The sequence below is a fragment of the Thalassoglobus neptunius genome, from assembly GCF_007859735.1.
GTDB lineage: Bacteria > Planctomycetota > Planctomycetia > Planctomycetales > Planctomycetaceae > Thalassoglobus > Thalassoglobus neptunius.
The window spans coordinates 22,338-34,262 of the sequence record NZ_SIHI01000035.1 but is presented as its reverse complement, the minus strand read 5'-3'; the positions used below and the strand labels follow the sequence as shown (position 1 = coordinate 34,262).

At 51.7% G+C, this 11,925-nt stretch carries 11 protein-coding genes; 6 read left to right on the top strand and 5 right to left on the bottom strand.

The window, feature by feature from the left end:
• Nucleotides 1–90 precede the first annotated feature (90 nt).
• Nucleotides 91–471 carry a flagellin gene (locus KOR42_RS27925; protein WP_146511920.1) on the bottom strand — a complete coding sequence of 127 codons (381 nt, stop codon included), beginning with the start codon at nucleotides 469–471 and terminating at the stop codon, nucleotides 91–93.
• Nucleotides 472–567: 96 nt separating this feature from the next.
• Nucleotides 568–876 (bottom strand): hypothetical protein, encoded by a 309-nt coding sequence (locus tag KOR42_RS21620; protein WP_146511919.1) that lies wholly within the window; start codon nucleotides 874–876, stop codon nucleotides 568–570.
• 273 nt (nucleotides 877–1,149) lie between these two features.
• Between KOR42_RS21620 and KOR42_RS21615 the strand changes: the two genes are divergently transcribed.
• The 4 genes from KOR42_RS21615 to KOR42_RS21600 all read left to right on the top strand — a co-directional run bounded on the left by KOR42_RS21615 (nucleotide 1,150) and on the right by KOR42_RS21600 (nucleotide 5,787).
• Complete coding sequence (locus KOR42_RS21615; protein WP_146511918.1) at nucleotides 1,150–3,378, top strand: hypothetical protein; 2,229 nt, start codon at nucleotides 1,150–1,152, stop codon at nucleotides 3,376–3,378.
• 109 nt (nucleotides 3,379–3,487) lie between these two features.
• Nucleotides 3,488–4,057 (top strand): hypothetical protein, encoded by a 570-nt coding sequence (locus tag KOR42_RS21610; protein WP_231741063.1) that lies wholly within the window; start codon nucleotides 3,488–3,490, stop codon nucleotides 4,055–4,057.
• 211 nt (nucleotides 4,058–4,268) lie between these two features.
• Complete coding sequence (locus KOR42_RS21605) at nucleotides 4,269–4,667, top strand: hypothetical protein (protein WP_146511916.1); 399 nt, start codon at nucleotides 4,269–4,271, stop codon at nucleotides 4,665–4,667.
• 91 nt (nucleotides 4,668–4,758) lie between these two features.
• Nucleotides 4,759–5,787: a sigma-54 interaction domain-containing protein gene (locus KOR42_RS21600; RefSeq protein ID WP_146511915.1), complete on the top strand. Its 1,029-nt coding sequence runs from the start codon at nucleotides 4,759–4,761 to the stop codon at nucleotides 5,785–5,787.
• On the opposite strand, the gene KOR42_RS21595 is transcribed toward KOR42_RS21600, so the two are convergent.
• The 3 genes from KOR42_RS21595 to KOR42_RS21585 form a co-directional block, all read right to left on the bottom strand.
• Entirely contained in the window at nucleotides 5,742–6,440 is a 699-nt protein-coding gene (locus tag KOR42_RS21595) for a response regulator transcription factor (RefSeq protein WP_146511914.1), read from the bottom strand. The genes KOR42_RS21600 and KOR42_RS21595 overlap by 46 nt on opposite strands.
• A gap of 369 nt (nucleotides 6,441–6,809) precedes the next feature.
• Nucleotides 6,810–8,702, bottom strand: coding sequence for a sulfatase-like hydrolase/transferase (locus KOR42_RS21590; protein ID WP_231741062.1), 1,893 nt, complete (start codon nucleotides 8,700–8,702; stop codon nucleotides 6,810–6,812).
• 108 nt (nucleotides 8,703–8,810) lie between these two features.
• Entirely contained in the window at nucleotides 8,811–10,136 is a 1,326-nt protein-coding gene (locus KOR42_RS21585; RefSeq protein ID WP_146511913.1) for a PQQ-binding-like beta-propeller repeat protein, read from the bottom strand.
• 203 nt (nucleotides 10,137–10,339) lie between these two features.
• On the opposite strand from KOR42_RS21585, the gene KOR42_RS21580 reads away from it, so the two are divergent.
• Both KOR42_RS21580 and KOR42_RS21575 read left to right on the top strand, forming a co-directional pair.
• Nucleotides 10,340–10,801, top strand: coding sequence for a GNAT family N-acetyltransferase (locus tag KOR42_RS21580; RefSeq protein WP_146511912.1), 462 nt, complete (start codon nucleotides 10,340–10,342; stop codon nucleotides 10,799–10,801).
• 156 nt (nucleotides 10,802–10,957) lie between these two features.
• The gene (locus tag KOR42_RS21575; protein ID WP_146511911.1) at nucleotides 10,958–11,635 is read left to right on the top strand and encodes an NAD(P)H-hydrate epimerase; all 678 of its coding nucleotides are present in this window, start codon (nucleotides 10,958–10,960) and stop codon (nucleotides 11,633–11,635) included.
• Nucleotides 11,636–11,925: the final 290 nt, after the last annotated feature.

Genomic DNA, 11,925 nt, shown 5'->3' with positions numbered 1-11,925 from the left:
CCCGCACGTCCACAGTTTGTGGTCGCCCGCCTTTCTTGCTGCGGCGGGGCTTCGGAAGAATCATTTCGATCATCTCCCACTGAAGGTCAGTCAGGTCACTTGGGTACGCTTTTCGAATCGCCTCGGACACCGTGCACTCCTTTGCGTTGATGAACCGCAAAGTGTGAACAAAACCAGACTTTCACAAAACCTCAGTTTCCGGATAGCCTCTGAGTTAATTTCTCCCAAGGCACCTTCTGCAGTCTGAACGAGTGAAACGGCCTTCTCTGTGTTTTCGATCGCCTGCTTCAAACCGGAAATCTGAGCACGCTGTTTTTCGGAAATCACAAGTGCGGCTGGACCATCTGCACCTCGGTTAATTTTTAAACCGGAAGAAAGCCGCTCGACAGACTTCGTTAACCGTGTGTTTGCCCGCGTCAGGTTGTTCTGCGCGTTGAGTGACGTGACGTTGTTGGCAATCGTGAGACCCATATTCTAACCTCTTTCATAGTTTGTTCGTGTCGATTGAATAGATGCCTCGTGCTTTTGTCAGTCCAATCCGTCAGGTGATTCTTCATCACGAACGGTTCAAAAAACAAACTCTCTCAATGGCGAAGTGGCGAGGGATTCCGCAACTTCGCGTGTTATCAACTGACCTGACTGAAAACGTTCGATGGCCAGTTGAATTGCCTCATCATCTTGTTCCGGAAGCTGACGCAGCTTCTCGATGAACTCTGGAAACTCTGTCGCAGGAACTCCGGACTGCAAGAAACTTGCGGTCACGTTTTCACGCGTGCTTGCAGACGTTGTCTCGCCAGACCGTCGGGACGGCTGTGTGTGAGGTCCGGTTGGTGGCGAATACGGGTGCTGGTCGTCGTGAATTCTTTGAATCTGCATTGATCAGTCTCCGACTTGATGTGACAGGAAAGTTATCGAAGTGATTGCGAGGAACTTGCTCGAAATCTTTTTCTCAATTTCAACCTGAGGAGTTCCGATGACATTATCGCGAATGTTGGGGATGTATCGGTCAGTCAAAAGAGACAAGCAAGGCATCCCTCTCTCTGTCATGTAAACAATGGCCGCTGCATACATCGTTCATCGATGTCGTTATGACATGTGAAGAGCGTTGTGAGTGAACGGTTCTCGCGCTACGAAAGATCAGGGATTGATATGAGTCAGCTACGCGTCCTTGGACTCTGGCTGTGCATCATCGGCTCGGGAGCGGTTGGAGCCTGGGGGGGAATGTGGCTTCGGGAAGCACTGGGGATTTCGGCCCAGGTGAACGAAGGCATGGGAACCGTCCAGCAATCGACGATCGATTCGAATGAATCGCCTGAAGACCATCATTGGGAGTCATTCGACCGTGAAGCGAACTCACTTGCGGAGAGCGATTCAGCAACAGGGATGATCAGACCGGAGTCAATTGCGAAGTCGATGAGCCTGTCATCCGTCCTCAAGCAGGCGGATCAATTCATCGTGAATGGAAACTGTCACGCGGCTTTGAACGTGTTGAGTCAGTACCCATTCGATGATCTTTCCGGGCTTTCAGAAACGGAACAACAGCACGAGGAAAAGCGAGACGCTGCGGAGAAGGATGTGGAGCTTCCTCCAGAAGTTGCCCTGAGAATTGCGATTTGTGCTGAGGAACTTCGACGAGATGCTGAAGCTTGCGATCACTACGATATTGTTGCGCGAACATCGACGATCCCCAACATGCGTCTGACGGCAGTTCTCGGAAAGTGTCGAATCAGTTCTCGGCGCGGCGATCGGAAGCTTGCTTCGGACGTTCTGTGTCACGAAGTTCTCAACTCCACTCCTCGTGATCACCAACGAGTCCATGAGCGTCTCTTTCACCAATTGGCGCAAACGATTTCAGGTACCACTTATGACTCGCTTTATGACGGGCCATTAACTGCGGATCTTGTTCTTGTTCGTCCGGAAACTGAAATCACAGCGGAAGATCTTCTCTTCGATGCGACCGAACTGGAAAGGCAGGAGCCTCCAAGTTTCGAAAGCCCGCAGTCAGTTCGAACGACGCTGCGACTGGATGACGAAGTCGAAGGGATCTATGTATCGATGCGTTTTGAAGATGCTCCCGTGAATCAAATTCTGCATGACCTCTGCCAAGAGATTCACTTGGAGTTGCAGCTGGGGGAGGGGATTCGTGAGACGTGCGAGAAGAGAATCACGACGACAAATGTTTCGGAACTTCCCGTCTCTATTCTCCTCGATGCACTTTTGTTGCCGATGGGATTCCAATGGGAGCAGTCCGGGGAGATCGTCCGAGTTTGGAGCCTTCCAGAGAACACAGAGACTGAGAACGTCGTCCAGCGAGAGCAAGCGAGGAGGCTTCTGCGATACTGTTCTACAGTCTTCCCTCATCATTCCTCAGCAATGGTGTCACGACTTCATCGGGTTGCTTTCGACGTTCGTGCAGAAGAGCTGAGTTCTGCGAAGAACGAGCTTGACGCGTTGGTGCTGGAGGCTCCGTCGGGGCGATTGCGCGATGCAGCATGGTTTAACTTGGGGAAGTGGCAGCTTCTGAATGAAGATGTTGAAGCAGCGGATAGCTTCTTTAGAGTTCTTGATGTTGGAACGACAAGTGAAATCGATGCCGCTGCCTGCTGTCTGCTTGGTCGACTGTTATTGCGAGAAGACCGGGCGCGAGAAGCTGTCGTTCCGTTACGAAAAGGACTCAACCTGACCGGCGAAACGATCTACCGATCTCAGATAAGATTGCTTCTCGCATCAGCGTTGTTGCTGTCTGGAGAGCCAGTGTTGGCCAACGAGGTGCTTGTCGAGGAATCTCCGTCCAATGACCTTGAACGTGCTCAGTCCGCGTTTTTAATTGCATTGACTCGTCTTCAGCAAGCCACTCAAATTGGGGGGCACGAAGAACTGGCTGCGGATCTACTGCGAGCCTATTCGAATCTCAATCTCACCGAGGCGAAGGAGGAACATTGGTATTACCTGGCAGCGATCGCGGCGAAGGAGTTGGGATTCTTAAACGAATCACAACGTTTATACACCGAAGCTCGTCAGACCTGGCCGGAGACGGATTTAAGAAAGAAGTTTGATCGTCTCTTCGATGGACAAGGGGATGACTTCAGTCGTGTGCAACAGGTCGCTCATTCGGACCCATCGGGGGGCGAAACGTTCGTCGTCGTGAACGGTGACGAAAGCGAAGAGGAGCTTGAAGAGAAGTATCAGGCCTGCCTTCGAGTGATCTTGCAGCAGTCCGGAGAACAATCACGTCGACGTGAGGCATTGCGAACGATGGGAAGGATTGAACAACTTCGCGGGAATCATCGCGAGGCTGTTCGATGTTTCAGTGGAGTCGTTCCAAAGTCGATCGATCCGGAGTCATCGCCTGGTTCTCAAAGTCCGGACAAAGAGTAAATCCGTCAGTGAGATCCAAGTGTTAATTAAATAGGTCATTACAATGCATTATTTATATCGAGCGAAATGCCTCTCTGAGGTCGTTGACTCTGTTCGGCAGTCATCGCGAATGAATGGACTCTCGCTTTTGCCAGCGATTGCGGAGTGCGTTCTGACGCTCGTGGTGTTGTGGTCCAATATTGGATTCGGTCAAACAGCACCACATTCAAAGGAGGTCCCGATTCCTCCCGAGCCCGGGCTGACCAGTCCTCCTCCGTTGGAAGTGGATGACTCGCAGATACGTGATCAGAAGCATGAAAAGTTCACCGAACTTCGAGATCGAATTGAACAGCTGAGAGAACTCCTGAGAAATCATCATTCGTCAAAGCCTGAAGATGGGACAGACGACTCATCCGCTCCGTACGGTCAGGGTTTATCCAATGGACAACGTCACGATCCATCGAAACTTTCAAATCCCGGTGCGACAACAAATAGCGGTCAGGAAGCTTCTAGCAATGAGGCTTCATCGCAATCGTCGGACTCCGCAGGGGAGAAGGGTCTTGGAGTTGCTCCCGCAGTCGATGGTGCGATTGACCGCGTTTCGTTTGCATCAAGTCTTTTTGCGAGTGGTGAATATGAAACCTGTGTTCAAACGATTCAGTCAATCGAATTGTCGAGTCAACGGGCGGAAGTTCAATGATGGCTCACTTATCTGCATGCGGGGTGTTTGAGAAAGCTCGGCTCGATCGACGAATCCAAAAGATTCTATCGAAAAATTGTTACTGAGAATCCAGAAAGTTGGCTCGGGAATCAGTCGAGATGGTGGATCGATCAGATGTCCGAGAAGGCGGAGATTGAACAAAATTTGCAGGCTTTGACCCAGTCGCTTGATCAATGGAGGTTAGAAATCGATGGCTTACTCAAATCCAATTAATCAACGACAACTCTTGGTGATCCTTCAGAGGTTAACAAATGCAGCACGGCACGGATCGCAGGTCATTCAAGAGTGTCTGCGCGTTGGACGAGTCGATTCGTGTCAGCAGTTGCTTGAGCCGACCATGGAACTCGTTAAGTCGCTCGATCCGCAGCTGCGTCAAGGGTTAGCGACGGTCGCTAGCAGTCGTCAAAGTTTGTCGGGGACTATGAAGCAAGCTTGTGTCGGGTATCAGCAAGTTCTCGAGCGATTTCTTTCGCAGATCGCTGAAGTGGAACACGAACTCCGCAAGCAGCGGAATCAATTGCTTCCTGAGGTCGACGATTGCCGAAATCGAGCACGTGCAGCCCAAGCTTATCGTGCTCAGAATTCGTGAGTAGCAGCAGACACACCGATCTCTCCTATGGAGCACGGAATATAACGGGTGTGGATTCGACTTCGAAGACGTCTGGAAAGGGAATTCGAGAGTGATCTTTCAGTCACGAGCAATGAAAGCTTTCATGCAGCGAGCGCAGCATTTTGCCCGTTCGTCTGCGGCAGTTCTGATCAACGGGGAAAGCGGGACCGGAAAGGAATTATTCGCCAGAGAGATCCATCGGCAGAGTCCTCGTTCGAAGAATCCCTACGTGCAAGTGAACTGCGCGGCACTCTCGGAACAGTTGATCGAAAGTGAATTGTTTGGGCACGAAGTTGGAGCATTTACAGGAGCGGTCGCGACACGGGCGGGTCGTCTGGAAGAAGCGAAGGACGGTACGCTCCTCCTTGATGAGATTGGTGAGTTGCCGATGCCATCACAATCTAAGCTATTGCGCGTTCTCGAAGAAAGACAATTTCAACGCGTCGGGAGTAACCGTCAGTTGGAAGTGCAGGCAAGAATTGTAACGGCGACGAATCGCGAGTTGAGCCTGGAGGTGCAAGAGAAACGGTTTCGTGAAGACCTTTGGCATCGCTTGAATGTGCTGACGCTGACGATTCCGCCGTTGCGAGACCGTCGGGAAGATATTCCCCTGCTGGTGCAATACTTTCTCAAACGATTTCAGCTGGAAGGAGAGCAACGAGTTGAGCGGGTTTCTTCCTCCGTGATGCGCCAACTGATTCAATACTCCTGGCCGGGAAATGTCCGCCAACTCCGAAATACGATTCTCAGGAGTTGTGTTCTGGCAACCTCAACAGAAATTACATCGGTCGAGTTTCCGAGCGACGGTGATTGGCAAGAGCTTGACTCGCAAATCCCCGACAGCTTGAACGCTCTTCCGCTGGAAGAAATCGAGCGTCGCGTCATTATGTCTCGCATCAGTCGCTGTGGGGGAAATAAATCGGCCGCGGCGGAGACGCTGGGGGTGACCGCCAGAACGCTGCGAAACAAGATGGACCGGTATCGCAAACTTGGGTTAATGCAAGAGGAGTTCGGCACTTCTGCTGAGCGATTGCATCCAGAAGAAAGAGCTTCTTACGGAGCGATGAGCCCTTCACGAATGGCCCATCGACACAGTTGAACGCGGTCGTGAATCTTCAAGCGACTCATGATTCGGAATTTGTGGCTTTCAATCGCTTTGACAGAGACTTTCATCATTGACGCAATATCTTTCACTCGGAGTCCAGAAGCGAGGTGAGCGAGGACTTCCAGTTGTCGATTGGTGAGTCCACTCAAATCCGTTCGTCGGGAAACGGACAGCTGTCCCGTGTCATCTGTTGAGACACGCTCCCGAAGATTGGGAGAAATTGCAGTCCCGGTTGTAGTAAGTGTTTCGAGCGAGTTGGCAATCTCGTCTGTTGTGTCCTGGATTGAGAGAAAACCGTGAACTCGGTTGTGAATGGCGATTTGAAGCTGCGCGTCCGTGAGTGATTGAGCAAAGAGAGCGACTCGACATTCTCCCGTTCGGATCGAGAACGCTTCCCCCAATTCACGAAATCCGTCTTGGTAGAGTCGTCCATCCACCAGCAACAGGTCCGGTGCGAGTGTTGCGATTTGATCGAGGCATTCTTGAATCGACGTGGCGCGAGCAATCACGCGGAGAAAGTGGAAACGATGCAAGGCCAGGGGAAGTGATTCCAACCACGCTCGTGATGAGTCAATCATCATGACGTGGATGGGTTTCGAAGTTTTCGTCTTCTGTACTGGCAGGATCTGTTCGGCAGCTTGCAACATTGATTTCTCCGTTCAGATTCGGGAAGCGAACGATGTCGGGAGAATCTATAGTCACCACCTTCGATCATGGGAAGATCGAGCGTGACGTGACCGCGAAGTCGTGTGTTTGTGTCGATTGATGGAGGTCAGATATTCGCTTCGCAGTGCAAGAAGACTGAAGTGGAAGCTGGCACTTGTGCGGGAAACTCCTCGTGTGGGTGGAGTGTTTTCTTTTGAGGGTGAGGCGTAACCCTGCATTCGTCCGGCGGGACTTACTCACTCGGCAAAATCTGCACATTCTCAGAACGAGAATTCCTTCACTAGCCCTTCGAGCACACTCTGGATTTGGTCTGAGATTCGAGGCGAGTTTTAGTCATCCCGTGAGTTTCCTCATTCTGATTTGAGGAAACCTATCTCGGAAATTGACGCCCACGGTCCGTCATTGATCGCTGATTTGGTTCGGAGAAGGACATATCGTCCCGTTGATTCCGGGAATCGCAATTCCTGCGAGTTTTTCGTCTTCTCGAAAGACGAACTCAGAACGGGGGCGCCAAAGGAATCGGGATCGTCAGAGATGAAGAGGTCGAATTCTTTGACTGACCCATTCCACCCACCATCCTGGCGAGCGAGATACCTTACGCCGGTGAGCGATTGTGATTGGCCGAGGTCGATGACCAGTTCGTGCGGATGTTCGTGGCGAACGGGTTGGAATTCACTATGCCAATGAGTCGCTGGGTCTCCGTCAATTGCGTGTTGGGCAAGTTTTGAGTTGCCTTCTGCCTGACTGCTGAAGCGAATGACTTTCATCGACTTTGCATCGACCAGCCCGCGCCGGTCGAGATCGTGCTTCACAGGTGAGGATCGGAATTTCGAGGGAACATTGTTTCCGAATTTTGCGCGACGATCTTTTTCGTGCAGGTCTCGATTGAAAAACGTGCCTTCAACGACGGGCGTGTGGGCACTTTCCGCCATGGCGACCATTTGCTTCAGCACTTCAGGGTGTTCATCAGCGACGTTGGATTCTTCGCTCGGATCGGATTTCAGATTGTAGAGCTCCCATTCGGCATTGGGACGGGCACGAAACGTTTTCCAGTCATTCCAGAGGACAGCAGTCTGGTTTCCGATTTCCCAGTAGAGAAATTCATGTTGCGGTTGCTCGTCTCCAAGAAGTTCCGGAAGGATTGAGATTCCGTCGATGTCTTTGGGGATCGGCAGTCCCGCGACATCACAAGCTGTCGGAAGCAAATCGGGAAAATACCACCGCAAATCGCTGACTCGGTTGGGCGCGATGTGACCGGGCCAGCGGGCGATCATTGGGATCCGGAGACCTCCTTCGTACAAGGTGCCTTTGGTTCCGCGAAACTCAACTCCCGTTTCGGGGTGGACGTTGGCTCCGAAGAAGCCGCGTGGGTGTTCGGCGTCCTTGAAGTAGTCGTTCCCGCCGTTGTCACCACTGAAGAAGATCAGCGTTTTCTCATCCAGTCCGAGCTTTTGAACGAGTTCCAGGACTTCACCGACGTTGCGGTCCACCATTGTCACCATGGCTGCATAACGCTTGGCTGATTCGGGCCAGTCTCGATCTTTATAAATCTGCCAGGCTGGGTCAGAATCAGGGATATCGAACAGACCATGCGGAGGTGTGATCGGGAAGTAAGCGAAAAACGGGCGGTCTTTGTTCTTCTTCAGGAATTCGAGTCCTTCGTCCATGATGACATAGTGGGAATAGGTTTCACCTTCACTGAGTCCATGGTTGTTTTCGAGAAGAACTTCTTCGCTGTTCTTGATGATGTACGGAGGGTAGTAGCTGTGAGCGTGGACCTGATCGTAATACCCGAGGAAGATGTCGAAACCGTGGTCTTCCGGTACGCCGGTTGAGCCACGTCCACCGCATCCCCATTTTCCGAATCCTCCGGTCGCGTATCCGTGATCATGAAGGAGGGAAGCGACCGTTTGTTCTTCGGCTCTCAGTGGGGTTCCGCCGCCGTTTGATCGTACTGATGTGTGGCCGGAATGAAGTCCTGTCATCAGGCAGCAGCGAGTTGGAGCACACACTGACGAACCTGCTCTCGCGTTCGTGAAAAGAATTCCCTCTTTCGCCATTCGGTCGATGTTGGGAGTTTCGATCTGCGTGCTCCCCATGCATCCCAACTCGTAATAGCCGAGTTCGTCCGCCATGATGTAGATGATGTTCGGCTGCGATGTCGGATTCTTGTCGGTCCCCTGAGCAGGCAGCGCTTGACCGATCAACAGGAAGAAGGCGAAGAGCGGGGAAAGTCTGTTCATGAACATCCGGGCAGCTTTCGTCAGCAGGATTGGATGGGTTTTGTGAGGAACCTCGAAATTGCGGGGGGATCGACTCACAGCTTTTTTTCTTCTGGAACTCGCTTGCAACTACTTGGCGAGTTCAACGCAAATGCACTCGCGTCCGTTTCGAATGTATGCTCTTTTGTTGGCGAATGCAGGCATGCTCCAAACGACGTCGCGTCCGAATGCCGTATTCGTCTGGTCGATGACCTTGGCACGATCGATTTCTTCGTAGCCGTCGCGTGACAGCTTTGCGATCACAAGTTCGCCGAGTTCATTGAAGATCCAGTATCGATCCTCCTGACGGACAAGGAATGCTGTTCCCGATCCTATCGGGCGGTCAGTATTGAGCAATTCTCCACTGTGCCAGATTCGATTTCCACTCTGCACATCGATTCCGTACAGAAGTCCGTTTTGATCGAAGCCAAAGATAGTCTCGTCCACGCGAATGGGTTGAACGTTGATCGGAGAGACGGCCTGCTTGGGAAGATCCTTCCACACGGCTTCCGCATTGAGTCCATCTTCGGAAACTTTGATGAGCATGTTCTTGTTGGAGTAGCCGCCAACGTAAACGTAATTTCCGGATACGATCGGCGACATGATTGTCGAACCATTTGTGGCTTCGTAGGGGAGAGACCAGTACAGTTCGCCGTTCTCCGGATTGACGGCAGCCACTTCCGACGGTTGGAAGAGAAGAAGTTGTCGGATGCCAGCGATGTTGACAATCAGGGGCGGGGAGTAACCTTGCTGAGAGGAAGACCGCGCCCGCCAGATTTCTTCGCCGGTTGTCGCATGAAACGCAACCGCGTGGGTTCCTTCCCCTCCGACAATGCAAATCAGGCGGTCCCCGTCGAGTAGCGGATGGCCTGCGTATCCCCAAAGCGGAGTTTGGACGTTGTAGTCTTCGGTCAGGTTCTTGGACCAGATGATCTCGCCATCATGAAGTCCGAGACAGAAGAGATTCCCTTCCGCTCCAAGAGTGTAAACGAGATTGTCAGAAATCACCGGAGTACAGCGAGGGCCTGCGGGATAGGAGATCTCGTAATTGACGGGGTACTGATGTGTCCAAAGAACTTCTCCGGTCTGCTCGTTCAGACAGTGAACCCGTTCCGTTCCACTGAACTGTTTCCGTTGAAAGTTTTCGACATTGACGTCTTCCTGAGTCATGTAATCAGTGATGACGACCCGGCTGTGGGCGACAGCTGGTCCAGAGTAGCCTCCAGAAACCGGAGTGCGCCAGGCGATTTTGGGACCTTCATCGGGAAACCGTTCGATGAGATTGGCTTCTCGCCAAACGTTGTCCCGAGACGGACCCATCCATTGGGGCCAGTCGTCTGCAGGAAGCCAGGCAGGCGACAACACCAAATTGAATACAACCGCTAGAGCACATTGATGCCAGCGAGTCCTGGACATGAGTCACCTTTCGAGGAGAAATCCCTACATTTTTGTATTATCTTGACATGTGGAGGTGTGAACAGCAATTCACGATCATGATTTTGATGTTCAACGTTGATCAACTGCATACGAGATCATTCGAGGTTGTTGCGTGAATAGTATTCGAGTCGAGTCATGATTGAGAGAACAACTCACAGTTCATTCTGAGGGATCGCGACACGATGATGGAGTTCGTTGAGTTTCAGGTCGATTCTCCGTTGTATCGTCAATATTTTGAGTTGCGCAATGATGTCTTACGGCGACCACTGGGATTGTCGTTGTTTGATGAGGATTTGAGTGACGAAGAATTGAGCTGGCACTTCGCACTGTTTGAACAGCGAGTCGTGGCTTGTGTCATGTTGACACCACTGGACGAGATGGACGTCCCGACTGCCAAACTTCGGCAGATGTGTGTTTGTCCGAAGATGAGTCGACAAGGCCTCGGAAAACAACTCGTCGAACGAGTTGAAGTCATCGCCCGCGCGAGGGGAGTTCGCAAAGTAACGATGTCAGCACGTGTCTCAGCAGAATCGTTCTATCACAAGCTTGGATACGAAACGGTCGGTTCATCCTTTCTGAGCGTCGGGATTCCACACGTCACGATGCAAAAACTCTTGCAAGTGATGTCGCCAGAGCAGAGCTGACTTTCAACCGTTCAATGAACTGTTCACATCATCAGATTCGACCTGTCACGGAATCAGGAACTCTTGTGTTTCGGCAGCTTCACTCTTGAGTGATCGCGATGTTCTTCGAACTCGTTCGAAGAGTTCTCGTCATAGAACAAGATTCAGGAAACAGAGATGTCACAAATTGTCTTAACCCGCGAACAAGTTCGGGCTGTTGATCAAGTCGCGATCAAAGACTTCGGTATGCCCGGCATTGTCTTGATGGAAAACGCCGCCCGGGGAGTCGCTGAGTTATTCCTGCGGCACTGTGACTCGGGAAAAGTTGTCGTCGCGTGTGGAGTCGGCAATAACGGAGGGGATGGATTTGCGATCGCGCGACATCTCTCAAATCGCGGGATGGACGTCTCGATTGTCATTGTCGGTGATCGATCGAAACTGACGCCCGATGCTGCAACGAACGAATCCATTGCGAGGAAGATGAAGCTTCGCATCGAGTCGCTTTCGGACACGATGGGCCTGGAAGAACTGTCCGCTGAGTTTGAGAAAGCTTCGTGGATCGTTGATGCTTTGTTGGGAACGGGGACCAAGGGTCGCGCGCGGAGTCCGTATCTGGAAGTCATCGAATTGATCAATCAATCTCAGGCTTCCGTTCTGTCAGTCGATCTCCCGTCAGGGATGGATTGTGATGCAGGACCAGTTGAAGGGGCGACTGTTCGGGCGACCATCACCGGGACGTTTGTCGCACATAAAACGGGTTTCTTTCGCGACGGAAGTGCGGATTTCACCGGGCCTGTTGAAGTGATTGATATCGGTCAGCCGTCGGAAATCATCGAAATTGTGCGAGCAATGTAAGCTGCAATCGAAGCTCGGGGCTTCTCTCTTTCGTGGAAGTTTCGAACTCGGCTGAGATTCAAACAGGGCCAATTCCCTGAGGTTTTTCACATTCTTGGTGAGAAGTTCCCGAAATCCCGAAATTTTGTTCAGAAGAAATCAGCCTGCGGCAACATTATTTTCAAGTTGGAGAGATCAACTTGATCTGCATGTTTCTGAAATGATTCGAGCGACGGCTCGAACCATCGATTGCTTTTAGAGCATTTTTCATTTGGTTTGCCCTCCCTCGCACGAGAAAAATCAGTCTTTTA